At 67.2% G+C, this 16,659-nt stretch carries 14 protein-coding genes and 1 tRNA gene; 6 read left to right on the top strand and 9 right to left on the bottom strand.

The features are described 5' to 3' along the window. Positions 1–16: 16 nt before the first annotated feature. A complete protein-coding gene (asnB, locus tag AAC997_RS19705) occupies positions 17–1,705 on the bottom strand; it encodes an asparagine synthase (glutamine-hydrolyzing) (RefSeq protein WP_340647405.1) in 1,689 nt (562 codons plus the stop codon). Beyond that, complete coding sequence (locus AAC997_RS19700; protein ID WP_340647404.1) at positions 1,705–2,730, bottom strand: glycosyltransferase; 1,026 nt, start codon at positions 2,728–2,730, stop codon at positions 1,705–1,707. The genes asnB and AAC997_RS19700 overlap by 1 nt, the downstream gene beginning before the upstream one ends. Positions 2,731–2,826: 96 nt before the next feature. On the opposite strand from AAC997_RS19700, the gene AAC997_RS19695 reads away from it, so the two are divergent. The 3 genes from AAC997_RS19695 (at position 2,827) to AAC997_RS19685 (ending at position 4,061) form a co-directional block, all read left to right on the top strand. After that, positions 2,827–2,903: transfer RNA gene (locus AAC997_RS19695), tRNA-Met, on the top strand. A gap of 132 nt (positions 2,904–3,035) precedes the next feature. Beyond that, on the top strand, positions 3,036–3,479 hold the full coding sequence (locus AAC997_RS19690) for a hypothetical protein (protein ID WP_340647403.1): 444 nt from the start codon (positions 3,036–3,038) through the stop codon (positions 3,477–3,479). A gap of 81 nt (positions 3,480–3,560) precedes the next feature. Then, positions 3,561–4,061 carry a hypothetical protein gene (locus AAC997_RS19685; protein WP_340647402.1) on the top strand — a complete coding sequence of 167 codons (501 nt, stop codon included), beginning with the start codon at positions 3,561–3,563 and terminating at the stop codon, positions 4,059–4,061. Here AAC997_RS19685 and AAC997_RS19680 read toward each other — a convergent pair. The 6 genes from AAC997_RS19680 to AAC997_RS19655 form a co-directional block, all read right to left on the bottom strand. Further along, entirely contained in the window at positions 4,028–4,540 is a 513-nt protein-coding gene (locus AAC997_RS19680) for a GNAT family N-acetyltransferase (RefSeq protein ID WP_340647401.1), read from the bottom strand. The two genes, AAC997_RS19685 and AAC997_RS19680, sit on opposite strands and share 34 nt — an antisense overlap. Continuing rightward, the gene (locus AAC997_RS19675; protein ID WP_340647400.1) at positions 4,540–6,132 is read right to left on the bottom strand and encodes a M10 family metallopeptidase; all 1,593 of its coding nucleotides are present in this window, start codon (positions 6,130–6,132) and stop codon (positions 4,540–4,542) included. The genes AAC997_RS19680 and AAC997_RS19675 overlap by 1 nt, the downstream gene beginning before the upstream one ends. An 87-nt stretch (positions 6,133–6,219) precedes the next feature. Continuing rightward, entirely contained in the window at positions 6,220–6,843 is a 624-nt protein-coding gene (locus AAC997_RS19670; protein ID WP_340647399.1) for a class I SAM-dependent methyltransferase, read from the bottom strand. Between the two features lie 217 nt (positions 6,844–7,060). Then, a complete protein-coding gene (locus AAC997_RS19665) occupies positions 7,061–8,170 on the bottom strand; it encodes a response regulator (RefSeq protein WP_340647398.1) in 1,110 nt (369 codons plus the stop codon). 206 nt (positions 8,171–8,376) lie between these two features. Further along, on the bottom strand, positions 8,377–10,872 hold the full coding sequence (locus AAC997_RS19660; protein WP_340647397.1) for a TonB-dependent receptor: 2,496 nt from the start codon (positions 10,870–10,872) through the stop codon (positions 8,377–8,379). Positions 10,873–11,295: 423 nt separating this feature from the next. After that, a complete protein-coding gene (locus AAC997_RS19655) occupies positions 11,296–14,043 on the bottom strand; it encodes a TonB-dependent receptor (protein ID WP_340647396.1) in 2,748 nt (915 codons plus the stop codon). 381 nt (positions 14,044–14,424) lie between these two features. On the opposite strand from AAC997_RS19655, the gene queC reads away from it, so the two are divergent. Genes queC through AAC997_RS19640 form a run of 3 tightly spaced genes read left to right on the top strand, consistent with a single transcriptional unit; the run spans position 14,425 to position 16,186 of the window. Then, complete coding sequence (gene queC, locus AAC997_RS19650; protein WP_340647395.1) at positions 14,425–15,147, top strand: 7-cyano-7-deazaguanine synthase QueC; 723 nt, start codon at positions 14,425–14,427, stop codon at positions 15,145–15,147. Next, entirely contained in the window at positions 15,144–15,776 is a 633-nt protein-coding gene (gene queE, locus AAC997_RS19645) for a 7-carboxy-7-deazaguanine synthase (RefSeq protein ID WP_340647394.1), read from the top strand. Before queC ends, queE begins: the two co-directional genes overlap by 4 nt. Before the next feature lie 35 nt (positions 15,777–15,811). After that, on the top strand, positions 15,812–16,186 hold the full coding sequence (locus AAC997_RS19640) for a 6-carboxytetrahydropterin synthase (protein ID WP_340647393.1): 375 nt from the start codon (positions 15,812–15,814) through the stop codon (positions 16,184–16,186). A gap of 16 nt (positions 16,187–16,202) precedes the next feature. Here the strand turns inward: AAC997_RS19640 and AAC997_RS19635 are convergent, their stop codons facing one another. After that, complete coding sequence (locus AAC997_RS19635) at positions 16,203–16,619, bottom strand: GFA family protein (RefSeq protein ID WP_340647392.1); 417 nt, start codon at positions 16,617–16,619, stop codon at positions 16,203–16,205. Positions 16,620–16,659: the final 40 nt, after the last annotated feature.

Raw genomic sequence — 16,659 nt, 5'->3', positions numbered from 1 at the left:
ACAATAGCAGGTCAGATCAGATCGTTCCCACGACCTGGCGCAAGGCGTCCTTCGGGGCGGCTCCCTCCAGATGGATCAGCGACCAGACGGCGAAGAACAGCAGGGGCCAGCGTTCGGCGCCGCCGCCCTCGAAGGTCGCGCGAACCGCCTCGGGTGTGCGCACGCGGCGCACGGCCTCCAGCTTGCCGATCCGTTCGGCGAGGTCGGCGGCGCGGGGCGCGATCCAGGCGTCGACGGGGACGGTGAAGCCCTGTTTGCGCGCCCAGGGATCGGCGGCGGGACAGACCCGCTCCAGCCACTTTCGCACCAGCCATTTCCCATAGCGCCCCCGCACCTTGAACCGGTCGGGCAGGGGGAAGGCGAAGTCGGCGACGCGGGGATCGAGGAACGGCGTGCGGCCCTCCAGACCGTGGGCCATCAGGCAGCGGTCCAGCTTCAGCAGCAGATCGCCCGGCAACCAGGTGGCGAGGTCGGCCCACTGGGCCTGTTGCAGGCGGGTGAGACCGGCGGGCGGCCTGGCCTCCGCGCGCCAGCGGGCGAGGGCGGCCGTGTCGTCAGGGCGGGGTTCGGCGGGGCGTCCGCCCAGCCAGGCGGGGCGCAGGGCCTTGCGATAGCGGCCGTAGCCGCCGAACAGCTCGTCGCCGCCCTCGCCGGTCAGCACGACGGTGAGCGTCCCCTTGGCGGCCTCGGCCAGCTTGTAGGTGGGCAGGGTGGCGTAGTCGGCGGTGGGGTCGTCCAGGGCCCAGGCGACTTGCGGCAGGATGCGCCAGAAGTCGGCCTCGTCAAACCGGGTCTCGCGCCAATCGAGGTTCAGGGCCCTGGCCACCCGCTCGGCCTGGCCCCGCTCGTCCTTGGCGCCCGGCGCCTCGAACCCACAGGTGAAGGCGGTGACCGGCCGTTCGTTCAGCCGTGACATCAGGGTGGCGATTGCGGCGCTATCGATGCCGCCGGAGAGGAACAGGCCATAAGGCACGTCCGACCGCTGGTGGACCCGGACACTGTCCTCCAGCACGGCGTCCAGCTGGTCGATCAGCGCCGCCTCGTCGCTGGTGGCGCGCGCGGGCGGGGAGGAGACGAAACCGCGACGCGTCGGCGCTTGCAGCTTGCCGTCGATCACCTCGACGATCTCACCGGGGGCCAGGCGCTTGAGGCCCTTGAAGATGGTGTCGCCAGTCAGGGTGTAGTTGAAGGCCAGCAACTCGCGGGCCCGGTCCTCGTCCAGCTCGGCCTCCAGCAGGGCGGCGAAGGCGCGGGGTTCGGAGGCGAAATAGACCGCCCCGTCCTGCTCGAGCACATAGAGCGGCTTGATGCCGAAAGGGTCGCGCACCAGCCAGGTGCGGTCGTCGCCGCCGATCAGGCAGAAGGCGTACATGCCCCGCAGCCGCTGGAAGGCCGCTGGGCCTTCCTTCGCATAGAGGTGCAGCAGGGGCTCGAAGTCTGAGCCGGTGGACAGCTCGCGCTCCAGCCCGAACTCGGCGGTCAGTTCGACATAGTTATAGATCTCGCCATTGCCGATGACCGTGCCGCCGGCGGCGTGCAGGGGCTGCCAGCCGCCCTCCAGGTCGATGATCGACAGCCGGGCATGGGCCACCGAGCCGCCGCGCACCTGCTCGGTCCGCACCCCGTTGGGGCCGCGATGGGTCAGGGTGTCGATCATCGGACGCGCGGACGCCGTCCCGTGCAGCACGCCCGCGATGCCGCACATCAGGCGGCTCCGTAGTCGGAAAACAGCGACCGCCATTGGGCGACGACGGCGGCCTCGGAGAACTCCGCCTCCACCCGGTCGGAGCCGTTCTGCACCAGGCGGATGCGAAGCATGGGGTCGGCCAGCAGGCGGGCGATGGCGGCGGCCAGCGCCTGCGCCTCGTCCACGGGGACCAACAGGCCGTCCTCGCCGTCCTGGATCAGGGCGGCGGGGCCCTGGCTGGCGGCGGCCACCACCGGAAGGCCGTGGGCCCAGGCCTGGATGACCACATTGCCCAGGGGCTCGTAGCGCGAGGGGAAGACGCAGACATCGGCGGCTCGGTAGAGAGCCGAGGCGTCGGTGCGCCAGCCCAGAAACCGCACCCGGTCGGCGACGCCCAGCACGGCGGCCAGGGCCTTGAGCTTGGCCTCCTGCGGCCCCACCCCGGCGATCCACAGGTAGGCCTCGGGAATCTGGGCCAGGGCCTGGAGGGTGACGTCGTGGGCCTTGGCGTCGTGCAGGCGGCCCATGGAGAGCAGCAGGGGCACATCGGCCGGCGTGTTCAGCGGCCCGCGCTCGGCGGGCGCGGTCTCTGGCGGCGCGGCGGCGAAGTTGGGGATGTGGCGGACCCTGCCCGCCGGCCAGCCCTGGCCGACGATCCAGTCGGCGATGTCCTCGGTATTGGCCACCAGCTCGTCGAAGCCACGATAGTATTTGAGATTGTAGTAGCCCCCCAGCCGGCCGATCCGCGCCGGACCCTTGGGCGTGTGCCGCGCGGCGCGGTTCATCCAGGCCAGCGACAGCTTCACCTCCTGCCTGCGGGCGAAGCCCGCCACCTTGGGCTTGGTCAGGATGTCGACGGGACCACCGAATCGAAAGGCGGCGGTGGGAACGTCGGCGGCGGCGAGCGCGGCCTGCCGATTGGCGTTTGGACGGATGGCGGCGGCCTGGGATACGCCCGCGCGGGCGAGCCCGGCGACGAGGTCGACGAAGTACGTCTCCGCGCCGCCTTCGCCGGCCGTTCCAAGGAGGTGGAGCACGCTCATATGAGCTGCAACTCTAGCCGGGCTTTGCGCCGCACCCAAGCCGCTTGAAGCGACGAACTTCCCACCCTATAACCCGCGCCTCCGCGGGTGGCCCATGGCTGGGTAGCTCAGTTGGTTAGAGCGGTGGATTCATAACCCACAGGTCGGCGGTTCGAGCCCGCCTCCAGCTACCACCCGCGGACAATTCCTCCCGAACACCTCTTCAGGAACCGGTCGCCGGTCGCGCGCCGTTCCTCATGGCGCAGCTTGGCTGTCTGTGTAATCTTGGGTTGAGGAAATCAGTCTCTCACCCGTGAGGCCGCATCATGACCGATCGCCGCGTACATATCGTCGCCTACGAAACCTCCGGCGCGCCCACCGAGATGGTGGTCGGCGCCACCGAATACACAGTTCATCTTGATCAGCGGCCGGTGCTTCGCGCCAAGAACCATCGCGCCGGCACCGTCTTCGTCATGGAGGACGCGCACGACGACGGAGCCTACTATTTCCGCCACGAGGCCAGCGGCCTCTATCTGGTCCACTGGCGTCTTCAGTTGGCCATGATTAATAAGCGCGGCGACGCCCGCGACTTGCTGTTGTTCCAGTGCAAGATGGACGGGCTGGATCCCGCGCCCTGGGTGGCGATCAACAACAACGACAAGAAGCAGGTGATCGATATCGATCACGGGGTCATGGAGGATGGCCGCCAGATCCTGTCCTTCCCCTGGAACGGCGGCAAGAACCAGTGGTGGCGGCTCGAAGACGCCTGAGGCGCAGGCGCCGGGGCTGGGCGTGATCCCGTCGGGCGTGCAGGCCGTCGCGACGAGGCGTGGTTGTGCTATGGCAGAGTCATGCGTGTCTCTGGTTTGCTTTCCGTCCTGGCCCTGCTCGCCCTGACCGCCTGCGGCGGCAGTCCGCCCGCCGGACCCCCGGCCTCGCCCGCCGCGCCATCGCGATGGTCGACCATCGTCACGGGGGCCGGGGTGGCCCTGGCCTACGCGCCCGATAGCCCCAGCGCCCAGACCCCGCCGATCCGGCTGGGCTGCGCCCGCGACCCGGCTGTGTTCCAGGTCGCGGTGGACAAGATCATCCCGATCTCCAGCGAGGACCGGCTGTCGGTGGGCTTCGATGGCGCGCCCTTCGCTCTGGCGGTGACGCCGGAGTCCCTGGAGGCGCCCGAGGGGATCGAGGCGGCTGGGCCCATCACCCAGGACCTGCTGGTCATGCTGCAGACCGCCAGGGTCATCGAAGGTTCCTATGGCGCCACGCAGTTCGGGCCCTATGAGGCCCCGCCGCCAGCCCTACTGGAGCGCCTGGCTCAGGGCTGCCGGGCGGCGGGTGTCAGCCGGTAGAGGTCCTGCACCTGGCCGTTGTCGTCGTACTGGCCGTCCGGCCGGAACCCGAGTTTGGTGAGCACCCCCTTCGAGCCGGTGTTCTGCGGATGCGTCCAGGCCGCCAGGCCCGATAGGCCCAGCGTCTCGATGGCGTGGTCCACCAGCCTGCGCCCCGCCTCGGTGGCGATCCCGTCGCCCCAGGCCGCGCGCTTCAGGCGGTAGCCGATCTGGATGGCGTCCGTGCCCTCCAGCGGGACCAGCAGAACCCAGCCCAGCATCTCTTCCGGCGCGGTCTTGCGGAAGATCGCCCAGTGTCCGAGGCCCTCGCCCCTGTCGGTGGCGAACTGCCGGGTCAGATGCGCCCGCTGGTGGGCCGGCGGCCAAACCGGTCCGACATAGCGCATCACCTCGGGGTCGCTATTGATGGCGACGCAGGCCTCCAGGTGCTCCAGGCCGCGCGGCCGCAGGACCAGACGCTCGGTTTCGAAGACGCTCATCAGGCCGCGAAGATCCAGCCGCCGTCGAGACTGGCGAGGGTGACGCCCACAAGGATCATCTTGCCGCCGCCGACCATGTCGATGACCGTGTCGGCGCCCACCTGGCTGGCGGTGGCCGCCGTGCCGACGTCGAGCTGCACCCGGTCGCCCTGGGCGCGGTTGAAGTCGGTGACCCGGTCGATCCCCGCCGCGCCCCAGGTGTGGAAGGTGTCCGCGCCCGCCCCGCCACTGATCGTGTCGTCGCCGAGGTCGCCGGAGAGCCAGTCGTCGCCGGCCCCGCCCGAAAGGCTGTCGTCGCCCTGACCGCCACGCACCCAGTCGACACCGTCGCCGCCCTCCTGGGTGTCGGCGCCCAGATTGCCGTAGACCACGTCGTCGCCGGCGTCGCCGAACAGCATGTCATTGCCCTGGCCGCCCACCACCCAGTCGGGGCCGTCCCCCCCGCGCACGGTGTCATTGCCCTGGTTGCCGTGGGTGTCGTCGAAGCCCGCCCCGCCGACGATGCTGTCGTCGCCGAGGAACCCGCGCAGGAAGTCGTCCCCCGCGCCCCCGCTGAGATAGTTGGCCGCGTCGTTGCCCAGGATGGTGTCGCTGGCCGAGCCGCCCAGGACATTCTCGATCACCGTGCCGTAGGCGATGCCCAGATTGTTGGACCAGGTGTAGGTGTCGGTGGCCGAAAGGGTCTCATGAATCACGCTGGCGCCGCCGGGGTAGAGGCTGGTCCAGTAGGCTTCCTGAGCGGCCCGCGAATAGTAGGCGATGGACGAATAGGCGCCGGGCGTCAGGTTGATGATGGATGACCGCGTGTGGCCGGCCAGGTCGATGGTGTCGGTTCCGCCGGCGTCATAGATCGCTCGCATGAAGGGGGTGTTCTGATCGTAGGTATAGGTGGTGTTTCCCGCGGCGGTCGCCGGATCGGCGCCGTAGCGGGACTGGATCGCGGCGATGTCGAAGACCATGGGGGTCGCGGGCTCGACATACTGCCCCTTGAATCGCCCGCCCTCCGCCGTCTCCTCGACGGTCCAGGCGACGGAGTCCTCATAGATTTCGTACGCCATGATGGTGTAGCGGAGGTTCTCGTAGCCCTCCGGCAGCACAGCGCCGGGACCGAAGGGGTGTTGGAGGGCCAGGGCATGCCCCAACTCGTGCAGCAGCACTTCGAAGTCACCCGCGCCGGGGGTGAAGGCCGACGCCTTCAAGGAGTCGTCAAGCCAGATATCGCCGCTCAGACTTGACTCGCTGAACCCCGGGGTGGGCGGACGGTAGGCGTAGGCGGAAGCCTCGTCGCTGCCCGTGTGGGCGCTCACGTCGGTGAAGGCGATCCGAATTTGGCCGGGGGCGGTGAGGTCATCGGTTTCCACCAGGCGCAGGGCGATGAGGTCGTCCCAGGCCTGCAGCGCCAGTCGGAACGCGGCGGCCTGGATATCTGTCGGCGGGCCGTAGCCCGCGTTGGACTGCTCGCCCTCGGCGGGGTAGCTGGGCCACTGGCTGCCGGCCTTGGGGAAGCTGAAGGTGATCTGGTTCCCGCTCCAGGCGTTGCCCTCGTCGTAGAGCAGGACGCTGATGATCTCGGAAATGCTCGGCGCCGCCATCTTCGCCCCCCATAGGCTGACGCCGGTACGCGTCACTAAAGGCTCTACCCTAGCGCGATCCCCCGGGTGCGATACAAGCCCAAAAAGTCAGGCGGTGGTCGCGCGGCCCCACTCGTTCCAGCCGGCGATACGCGGTGTGCCCGGCAGGTACATGGTCTCCAGCCAGTCGACCTTGAAGCCCGCGGCAGGCAGGGTCGAGGCGACCGGGCGCGTGATGTGACAGCCGCCGGCCATCGCGCTCCACAACGGGTCCCAGAACCTCTGCCATTTGGCGACGTCGGCGTCGGGCGCGAGGCCATGCTCGCAGAACAGGAACCCGCCGCCGGGCTTCAGCACACGCCGCGCCTCGGCCAGGGCGGCGGACGGCGTATGGACCGAGCAGAGGGTGAAGGTGCAGACCACGGTGTCGAAACTGGCGTCCTCAAAGGGCAAGGCCTCGGCGGTCCCGTCGAGGACCTCCACTTTCAGGCCGTCCGGCTTGGGCGCGGCCTGGGCCAGCGCGCGAAGTTCCGCCGACGGATCGACCCCCACCACCACCTGCACCGCCGCGGGATTGTAGGAGGCCAGGTTCAGGCCCATGCCGATCCCCAGCTCCAGAACCCGGCCGGTTGCGCGGGGCACGACCTTGGCGCGTTGCTTCATCATCGGCGGCGACGTACAGGCGCAGGTCAGCAGGCGCGGCAGGATCTTGCGGTCATAGAAGGATGTCATGGCGTCTCTCCCCAGAGCGCCTCTGGAACCGGTGGAAGGCGGTCAACCTGTCCGAGGCGCTTCATCGTCCTGGAGTTAGAGCCCCTCGGGCCGCTTCCTCCAAGCGCGATGGCGCCGCACGTGTTCCGACGTCGACAGGCCGTGCGCAGGAGCAGGCTCGCAGGCGGGCATAATCACCTGGACGAGATCTCGCCCATTATCCGGAGGACGACTTAACTCAGGCGGCGACGGACTCTTCGCCGCCACCGAGGTTCTCCTGCAGGGCTCTGAGCAGGTTCTCGGGCTTCATGGGCTTTTCAACCACGCCGTTCATGCCGGCCGCGAGGTAGCCCAAGGCGTCCTCCGGGTCGGCGTTGGCCGTCAGGGCGATGATCGGCACCAGACCGGCCGCGCCGGGGAGGGCGCGGATTTCCTGAGTGGCGGTGACCCCGTCCATGCGGGGCATCTTGATATCCATCAGGATCAGGTCGAAGCGGCCGGTGCGGGCGGCTTCAAGAGCTTCCACGCCGTCGACGGCGGACTCCGAGGTGCAGTCGAACATCTCGCACAGGGTCTCGGCCACCATGCGATTGGTGGCGTTGTCGTCCACCACCAGGATGTGGGCGGCCCGCTGGGGCGCGTCGAGATTGTCGGCCTCCACCTCGTCGCCGGCTTCCACGGCGTGGGGGGCGGTGAATTCGAAGACCAGGGTCTCGCCGGCCCCGGCGTTGGCTTCGGTGAGCACATCGCCGCCGAGGGCGGTGATGATCTGGCGGCCGACCGCGACGGCCAGGGCGGTCTCCAACCCGAACAGGGCTTCGATCTCCTGGATGTCCAGGGCGTCGCCAATGGCGCGCTTGCCGCCGCCGCGCACACGCCCCTCAAGCCGCACCATGTCGCCGGAGGGGTGGGCGCGCAGGGTGGCTTCCACCGCGCCGTGGCGCACACCGGCCAGGGCCTGGGCGATGAAGCCGTCGAAGGCCTGCATGACCCGCTCGGAATCGATCAACGCCGTGATCTCCGGCGCGCCGTCATAGGAGACCAGCAGGGTGATGCCAGACTTGGCCGCCTTCTGACCCCAGCGGGCCTCGATCTCGTCGGCAAGGTCTCGCAGCCGTTTCGGCGCGGGCTCGAAGGTCATGCCCCGGGTGGCCGCGTCCTTCAGGTCGGCGCTGGAGGCCAGGATCTGGCGCACACAGGCCGCAGCCTCGCTGACGCCGGCCACGCAGGCCTGGGCGTCGGCGCCCAGGGGGTGGCGCGCGAGACGCTCGGCAAGGGCCAGCACGCCCTCCATCTGCTGATGGATTTCGCTGGTGACCCGTTCGAAAAAGAAGTCAGGCAGGGACATGAACAGCCAGGACGGGGGGAACTATCCCCAGAATGCGCCTAAGCGCTTGCAGAGACGTTAAAACGGCAAACTGTTGATAGTGCGCAGCGCCACAGGGCGCGGGGTCCTGGACGTTTCTGGCGCGCCCAGAAAAAAGGGCGGCGGATTGCTCCGCCGCCCTTGATATTCTTGCAGAAACCCGGCTCCGGGGAGCCGGGTCGCAGGCCTTAGAACTTGTATTGCAGTTCCAGGCTGTAGGTGCGGGGCTGAATCAGGCCGCGCGAAATCGCCACGCCGGTCTGGCGCAGGTACGGCGTGCCGCCCACGACCAGGCCCGGGTTCGGGTTGCCGAACACCGCCGTCGGGTTCGTGGAGCCCGTAGAGGTGAAGCCTTCTTCGTCGGTCACGTTCTTCACCGAAGCGATGAGCGTGTACTTGTCGTCGGCGTCCTTCCACAGCGCCCGCAGGTCGCCGGTGCCGTAGGCCGGAACCTCGAACGCCGGGTCATTGAAGGGCTGGTAGATGGTGGAGTCGGTCCAGGTGTAGGTACCCGACAGGATCAGCGAGCCCGGCGCGAAGTCGAAGGTGTAGTTGGCGTTGAACGCGAACTTGTTCTCCGGCGACTGGAAGAGCTGGCTGCCCTTCAGGTCCTGGAAGACCAGCAGCACGCCGTTGGTCGTGGCCGTGCCGCCCTTGGGCTGGGCGCCCGGGAGCAGGGCCGACGGGTCCGCAGGGTCGTAGAAGCAGCAGCCCTTGGTGATCTCGGTGTTGAGATAGCCATAGGAGGCGATCATCTGCAGGGGCTCGATCGGACGCCATTGGGCTTCCAGCTCGACGCCCCAGGCGGTGGCGTCGACATTGACGAAGTTCGAGGCCGCGGCGGTGCCGGTCGCGTTGAGCTGCGACAGGTTGAGCTGCAGGTCCTTGAAGTCGTTGTAGAAGACCGAGGTGTTCAGGATCAGGCGCCGGCCGATGGTCTTCTTCAGGCCGATTTCGTAGGCGTTGACGGACTCCTGGTCGGCCTTCGGTTGCGGGGCGAGCGTGCCCAGCAGGAAGCCGCCCGACTTATAGCCGCGGCTGTACTTAGCGTAGCCCAGGGTGTCGGTGTCCGGGGTCCAGTCCAGGTTCAGGGTGCCGGTGACGGCGCTCCAGCTGTCGGACAGGCTGCGGAAGTTCTGCACGCCGGGGGTCAGCGGATCCATGTCGCTGGAGACGTCAAAGGCCGCGGCGCCGGAGGCGATGGAGGGCGACTGGATGATCAGGCGCTGGCTTTCAAAGCCGTCCTTGTCGTCGACCGTGTAGCGCAGGCCGCCGGTGATCGCCCAGGCGTCGTTGAACTTGTAGGTCGACTGGCCGAAGACCGCCCAGGCCTTGGACTCAAGGGTGGCCTGCTGGTCGACGAAGTTGCGCAGCGGGTTCGGGGCGGCGGGCGTGCCGGCCAGGGTCAGCGGGGTGGCCAGTTGCGACTGCTGCGGCGAACCGAGCTGGATCCGTTGCTTGTATTCCTCGTGGTACTGGTAGAGGCCGAGGATCCAGGACAGCGGACCGTCGCTGTTCGAGGTGAGGTTCACTTCGTTCGAGAAGTAACGCTTGTTCTCGTTGAAGTCGGTGGTCAGGTCCGGGAAGAACGGAACCGCCATGCCGGGGATCGCGATGGCGCCGGTACGGCTGGTGCCGTCATAGTCGCCGCCGGTCTGATAGTTGTACTGCTGGAAACCGCCGATGTACTTCAGGTCGGCCCATCCCAGGTCGTAGGTGACCTGGGCGGTGAGCACGTGGTTGCCACGCAGATAGCCGTAACCGTCGCGGTTGGTGTTCTGCTTGTAGGGATCGGCCACGCCCGGGTTGGCGACGCCATAGTTGTAGGCCGGGTTGGGCAGCAGACCGCCGATGGGCTGGAAGATGCGGGTGGTGTCGTAGGGCGTCACCAGGTTGGACAGTCGGTCACCGACGCCCATGGTGTCATCCCAGTTCGAGCGCGAATAGCGCAGCCAGGCGGTGGTGTTGTCGCCCAGTTCGGCCTCGGCCTGGATTTCGAAATAGGTGCGCTTGATGGTCCCGCCGTCATTGGCCGGGCCGATGTTCTTGATGAAGCCGTCGCGCTGCCAATCCTGGCTGCCGCCGATGCTGAAGCGCAGGTGCTCAGCCACCGGGATCGAGACCAGGCCCTCAAGCTTGGTGCGCTCGTAGCTGCCCACCGCGACGCGGACTTCGCCGCCGAAATCGTCGGCCGGGCGCCGCGAGATGGTGTTGATGGCGCCGCCCATGGCGTTGCGGCCATAGAGGGTGCCCTGGGGGCCGCGCAGGATTTCGGTGCGTTCGACGAACAGCGGCGACTTGAACAGCTCCGACGACGAGGCGGAGTAGAAGCCGTCCGTATAGGCGGCCACGCCCGGGTCGTTGCCGACGTAGAAGGTGTTGCGGCCGGCGCCGCGCAGCGACACGCGGTCGGTGCCGGAATAGTTCATGCCGGGCGTGAAGTTCACGAAGTCCTGGATGTTGTTCATCCCGATGACGTCGCGCTGGTTGGAGGTGTAGGCCGACACGGCGACCGGAACGTCCTGCAGGGCCTGTTCACGCTTTTCGGCGGTGATCACCAGCTCTTCGATGGTGAAGTCGTCGGCGTCCTGGGCGAAGGCGGGGGCGGCGATGGCCGCCAGGGTCAGGGACGAAACCCCGAGCGCCAGAACGGTGCGCAGCCGAAAACGGTTGATTGAAGACATGTATCCTCCCGGGCGGCGGGGCTTCGCCCCTGTCCGCCTGCATGTACGAATCTGATGAAGCCTGGGCGCGGGGAGGCGCCGAAGCGCGCGATACCTCGGTCGCGCGCCCGGCGGCGTCAATGTGCGGCGCCGAAAGGGGCCGGCTTTCGGTCACGCTTTCCGGTCGATGTGGCCGAAGTACCGCAGTTTCAAACCGGCGGTACAAAAATGACCCGCGTTCTTTGGTCGCCCTGTTAATTCCCGAGAAAGCTTGAGCATTCCGCTGACTAGACGCGGCCCAGCCTCATACCGCACCCCGAAATTGCTTCGACTTGAGGGGTTCGTTCCGGGGATTCCGCATTGCGGCGAAGAAAAAGGGCGGCGGGTTTCCCCGCCGCCCTCAAGAGGCGCCTCCGCGTGGGAGGCTTGTCGTGAGTGTCGGTCCTAGAAGAACCTGTACTGGAATTCGACGCCGTAGGTCCGCGGCGGCGTCAGGCCGAGGTTGCTGGCGCCGTTCGCGAAGTTGTCGCTGGCGATCGCCGGGTTCCGGTTCCGGTTGGAGCCGGAGACGGCGGCGTCGTAGCCCTCGGTGTCGGCGACGTTCTTGACGTAGCCGATGATGGCGTAGCGGCCATCGGCCGAGTTCCAGTTGGCGCGCAGATCGATCTGATCCCAGGTGGGAGCTTCGTTCCAGGGCTGCTCAAAGATGGTCGAGTAGGCCTTGTCGCGCCAGACGTAGGTGGCCCCCAGGGTCAGGGTGCCAGGCTCCATGAAGAAGGAGTAGCTGGCGTTCAGCGCGAACTTGTTGCGCGGGGCCTGCGGCAAGGCGTTCCCCTTCACGCTTACCGCGCCGGTCGTGATGTTGTCGTTCACGTCGACATAGAGCCCACTCTCGGTGATTTCGGTGTCGTTGAACGAGTAGGACCCGATCAGCCGCAGCGCCTCGGTCGGAGCCCAGATCGCGTCCAGTTCGATCCCGCGCGAACGCGATTCCGGAACGTTGATGAACTGGGTCACGTTGGTCGCGCCCACCCGCACGGTCACCGGGGCCTGCAGATCGGTGTACTTGTAGTTGTAGATGGCGGCGTTGATCTGCAGTGTCTGGAAGTTCTTCTTCAAGCCCACTTCGATCGAGTCGACGAACTCCGGATCGGCGTAGGGGGCCACGAGCCCACCACCGGCCGACAGACCAAAGGCCTTGTAGCCGCGGCTGTAGCGGGCATAGGCCATGGTGTCGCTGTCAGGCTCCCACTGGGCGCCCAGGGTTCCGGTCACCGCGTCGGACTTTCCGCCCAGGTGGCGCACCATGTTGCCGTTGCTGGCGATCTTGTACTGCGTATAGACGCCCGGGGTCGAGGTGGCGACGACGGGGTCGGTGACGCCCTTGGCGCCGGCCGCGGTGGTGGTCGGCGCAAGCGCGGTGGTCAGGTCGAAGGCGCCGTTGCCGAGACCCGAGAGGCCCGCGAGGGCCGGAACGCCGAAGGTTCCGGCGAGGGACCCGACAGCGTTGATGTTCCCCAGCAGGCTACCCCAGTTGGCGGCGGTCCCGGGACCGAAGCCGGAAAGGCCCAGGGCCGGATAGAGGCCTGGGAAGCAGACGTCGGAGAAGCAGACAACGCGGCGGTTTTCGACGCCTTCCTTCTCATCCTTGGTAAAGCGGAGGCCCGCAGTGAACTTCAGAGTGTCGCTGGCTTCCCAGTCGAGCTGACCGAAGATGGCCTTGCTCTTGGTGATCAGGTCGTACTCCGAGATGCTGAAGGCGCCGGTCGGGTTCGGGGCGGCGCCCAGGACCGGAGTCTTCATCTGGGGCTGGCTGCTGAAGCCGTTCAGCGTATTGGTCGCCGAATAGCTCTCCTCGAACTGATACAGACCCAGAATCCACTGCAACGGCGAGTCCGTGGTGGAGGCGATGTTGATCTCGTTGCTGTACCACTTCGGCTTCTCGAAATAGTGGTAGGTCGCGGTCGCGTCCACTGTCAGAGGCCCGCAGTTGACCGGCGACAGTCCCGCGCCGAACAGGGCGCCGATGGTGCCGCAGATCGAGCCGGGCTGCAGCGGGATCTGGTAGGACTTGACGTTGGAGTTATCCAGGTCGCCCGTGGTGTTGTAGGCGTAGTTCTGGATGCCGCCGACGTACCTCACGTCGAAGGTCGGGAAGTGGTAGTTGAAGGTCGTCGTGAGGAGGTGAACATCCGTCAGGCCGACGAAGATCGGCGTGTTGGTGTTGATCTTGTGCGAGTCGGCGATCGCCGGATTGGTCTTCGTCGTCCCGCCGTTGAACTGCTGCAGGCTGCCCGGCACGATGCCGTTCACACCCGTCTCAGGGCTGTAGCCGTGAACCGGGTTATAGATGACCGAGAAGTTCGGGTCCTGACGGCCGGTCTCATAGGGATCGGCGAGATAGCCTGAGCGGGCGCCAGGGCCGCCGCGGTTATCCCACTTCAGAACGCCGTACTTCACCCAGAAATCGGCGTTCTCGCCCAGTTGACCCTGCAATTGCAGTTCGATGGCGTATTCATCCCGCACCGAGCCCTCGGTCGGCATGTTGGCGTTGACGTTCTCGTAGTAGCCCTTCGTCTGGTCGAGCTTGTAGCCCGACAGGCGATACTGAAGGTTTTCAGTGATGGGCCCCGACATCGCGCCCTGGAAGTTGGTGTAGCCGTAGTTTTCCACCACGGCGCGGAATTCGGCGTAGGCCTCGTCCGTCGGGCGCTTGGAAATGATGTTGACCGTGCCGCCGATCGAGTTGCGGCCGTACAGGGTCCCCTGCGGACCGCGCAGCACTTCAATCCGGTCGGTCATCAGCGGCGGGGCGCCGGCGAAGACGGTGGAGGTTGTGAAGAGGCCGTCGATATAGATGGCGATGGCGCCGTCGACGGAGTGAATGTTGGTCAGACGGCCGACCCCACGCATGCTCGCGCGGTCGTTCACCGCGGAGTAGACGAAGCCGGGCGTGAAGTTGGTGAGATCCTGGACGGTGTTGATCCCGACCAGGTCGCGCTGCTTGCTGGTGAAGGCGGAAATGGCGACGGGAACGTCCTGGAGGCTTTGTTCACGCTTTTCGGCGGTCACCACTAACTCTTCGATCGTCGTCGTTCCCCCTTGGGCGAAGGCGGGCGAACTCATCGCGGCCAGGGCCGCGGCGCTCGCGCCTACGACCAGCAGGCTCCGCAGGTGCAGAGTTTTCAACATTCTACTTTTCCTCCCAGGGACAGCCGGACTTTCTACGTCGGTCCGGTCTGTCGGCATTCGCCGCGCGCATTGTTTGGCCGGGAACCCGCGGCGGACTGCCCCAGCAGCCGTTACGGTCACGCCTGTAGCTAGAGTCTGTCAACGCACGCCGATAGGTGAACGACGTTCACTCAGCATCTTTTCAATGTCATGTGTCCCAAATACCAAGGGTCTTTCAGGCTTCCCTAGGGGCAATAACGCTCGGGCGCACAAGGTGTAGGCGATCGGGGGATCGCGTCATCGGCGAATGTGCATCACCTCTGTGGTCGGTGCGCCGCGCCAAGAGGCCGCGCCGGGTCGTCCAAGCCTTCCGATTTTCCCCCGCCTGTCGCATATGGGGCCATGAGCCAAGCATCGCGCGCCATCGTGCTGTTCTCCGGGGGCCAGGACTCCAGCGTCTGTCTGGCCTGGGCCCTGGAGCGTCATGACCATGTCGAGACCGTGGGTTTCGACTACGGCCAGCGCCATGCCGTGGAGATGGCCCAGCGGCAGGTGGTGCGCACCGCCATCGCGCAGCGCTTTCCCCACTGGGCCAGCAAGCTGGGGGACGATCATGTCATCGACCTGACCGGCTTCGGCGCCGTCGGCGAGACCGCGATGACCACTGAGCGCGCCTTCGAGGTGACGGAGAAGGGGCTGCCCAACACCTTCGTCCCTGGCCGCAACCTGGTGTTCCTGACCTATGCCGCCGCCCTGGCCGACCGCCGCAAGGCCCGCTTCCTGGTGGGCGGCATGTGTGAGACCGACTTCTCCGGCTATCCCGACTGCCGCCGTGACACGCTGGACGCCCTGCAGACGGCGCTGAACATGGGCATGGCCCAGGACTTCGTCATCGAGACCCCGCTGATGAAGCTCACCAAGTCGGAAACCTGGGCGCTCTCCAAGACCCTGGGCGGCGAGGCCCTGGTGGCGCTGATCGTCGCCGACAGCCACACCTGCTACCGCGGCGAGCGCGGCGACCTGCACGCCTGGGGCCACGGCTGCGGCGACTGCCCGGCCTGCGGCCTGCGGGTGAAGGGCTGGAACGAATGGGTGGCCGCCGGCCGTCCGGAGTTGGCCCTGTGAGCTACTCGGTCAAGGAGATCTTCCTGACCCTGCAGGGGGAAGGAGGGCAGGCCGGCCGGCCTGCCGTCTTCTGCCGCTTCGCCGGCTGCAATCTGTGGAGCGGCCGCGAGCAGGACCGGGCGAGCGCCGTCTGCACCTTCTGCGACACCGATTTCGTGGGCATGGATGGGCCCGGTGGCGGGCGCTTCACCACTCCTGACGCCCTGGCCGACGCCGTGGCGGGCAAGTGGCGGGGCGGGCCTGACAACCGCCTGGTGGTCTGCACCGGCGGGGAGCCGCTGCTGCAACTGGACCCCGCCCTGATCGCCGCCCTGCACGCGCGCGGCTTCACCATCGCCCTGGAGACCAACGGCACCCTGGCGGCGCCGGCCGGCGTCGACTGGATCTGCGTCAGCCCCAAGGCCGCCGCCCCCGTCGTCCAGCGCACGGGCCAGGAACTGAAACTGGTCTTCCCGCAAACCGACGTCGATCCGGCGGCGTTCGAGGGCTGGGATTTCGAGCGTTTCCTGCTGCAGCCCATGGACGGTCCGGCGCGCGTCGAAAACACCCAGGCGGCGATCGCCTATTGCCTCGCCCACCCCCAGTGGCGTTTAAGCGTCCAAACCCACAAATACCTCGGTATTCCCTAAGCCGCGCCAGCGCTTGGCGACGCCAAAGACAGCTCATGACCGCCCCGATTTTCGAGATCACCAAGGCCGCGACCTTCGACGCGGCGCACTTCTTTGAAGAGGGGCCGCAGCACCGGCCCTATTCGAACCTGCATGGCCATTCCTTCAAGGTGGAGGCCACCGTGCGCGGGACGCCGCAGGAGCCGGTGGGCTGGGTCGCCGACCTCGCCGACCTGGATCAGGCCCTGCGCGCCGTCGCCGCCGAACTTGACCACGGCCTGCTCAACGAGAAGCCAGGCCTCGAGCGCCCGACGCTGGAGCATCTCTGCCTCTATTTCGCCGAGCGCCTGAAGGCCCCGTTCCCCGGCCTCTGCCGCATCGTGGTCTCGCGACCCACCATCAGCGAGAGCTGCTCGATGGCGGTGGGTTAGTCGCAGAGCCGCAGGCTCACATCCCCGGCGGCATCTTGTCGAACATCGGAACGCCCTCCGAGGGCGCGTCCCAACTCGCCGCGCGCATCCGGTAGACGTGCATCTGCGGCTGGAAGACCTCCAGGTCGTCGAGGCTGGCGGCGCTCAGGAAGGTCATCCCGGGCATCGCCACATTTCTTGAATAGATCCACGAGCCGCAGGTGGGGCAGAAGCCCCGTGTCACCATATTGCCGCTGTCGGAGGGGCGGTCGTAGCCCTTCACCTCGCCAGTCAGGGTGAGGGTGTCCTCCGCCACGGCGAGCAGGGAGGCATGGCCCGTACCGCTGGAGCGGCGGCAGTCCTCACAGTGGCAGTGGCCCATCATCATGGCCTCGCCATCGCAGCTGTAGCGCACGGCGCCGCACAGGCACCCTCCGGTGAATGGCTTGGTCAAGTCTGGCTCCTTGAGGAAGGCTTGGTGGCGGAGCCCACTG

Origin of the sequence: Phenylobacterium sp., from assembly GCF_037968635.1 — a bacterium.
Lineage (GTDB): Bacteria > Pseudomonadota > Alphaproteobacteria > Caulobacterales > Caulobacteraceae > Phenylobacterium.
Note: the sequence above shows the minus strand (reverse complement) of the source record. Positions and strands in the feature narration are given on the sequence as shown.

Excerpts from the sequence above, each read along its gene's own strand:
- queC (WP_340647395.1), top strand. The coding sequence starts at position 14,425 with ATGAGCCAAGCATCGCGCGCCATCGTGCTGTTCTCCGGGGGCCAGGAC.
- asnB (WP_340647405.1), bottom strand. The coding sequence starts at position 1,705 with ATGTGCGGCATCGCGGGCGTGCTGCACGGGACGGCGTCCGCGCGTCCG.
- AAC997_RS19690 (WP_340647403.1), top strand. The coding sequence starts at position 3,036 with ATGACCGATCGCCGCGTACATATCGTCGCCTACGAAACCTCCGGCGCG.
- AAC997_RS19675 (WP_340647400.1), bottom strand. The coding sequence starts at position 6,132 with ATGGCGGCGCCGAGCATTTCCGAGATCATCAGCGTCCTGCTCTACGAC.
- AAC997_RS19665 (WP_340647398.1), bottom strand. The coding sequence starts at position 8,170 with ATGTCCCTGCCTGACTTCTTTTTCGAACGGGTCACCAGCGAAATCCAT.
- AAC997_RS19670 (WP_340647399.1), bottom strand. The coding sequence starts at position 6,843 with ATGACATCCTTCTATGACCGCAAGATCCTGCCGCGCCTGCTGACCTGC.
- AAC997_RS19660 (WP_340647397.1), bottom strand. The coding sequence starts at position 10,872 with ATGTCTTCAATCAACCGTTTTCGGCTGCGCACCGTTCTGGCGCTCGGG.
- AAC997_RS19655 (WP_340647396.1), bottom strand. The coding sequence starts at position 14,043 with ATGTTGAAAACTCTGCACCTGCGGAGCCTGCTGGTCGTAGGCGCGAGC.
- AAC997_RS19680 (WP_340647401.1), bottom strand. The coding sequence starts at position 4,540 with ATGAGCGTCTTCGAAACCGAGCGTCTGGTCCTGCGGCCGCGCGGCCTG.
- AAC997_RS19685 (WP_340647402.1), top strand. The coding sequence starts at position 3,561 with ATGCGTGTCTCTGGTTTGCTTTCCGTCCTGGCCCTGCTCGCCCTGACC.
- AAC997_RS19640 (WP_340647393.1), top strand. The coding sequence starts at position 15,812 with ATGACCGCCCCGATTTTCGAGATCACCAAGGCCGCGACCTTCGACGCG.
- AAC997_RS19700 (WP_340647404.1), bottom strand. The coding sequence starts at position 2,730 with ATGAGCGTGCTCCACCTCCTTGGAACGGCCGGCGAAGGCGGCGCGGAG.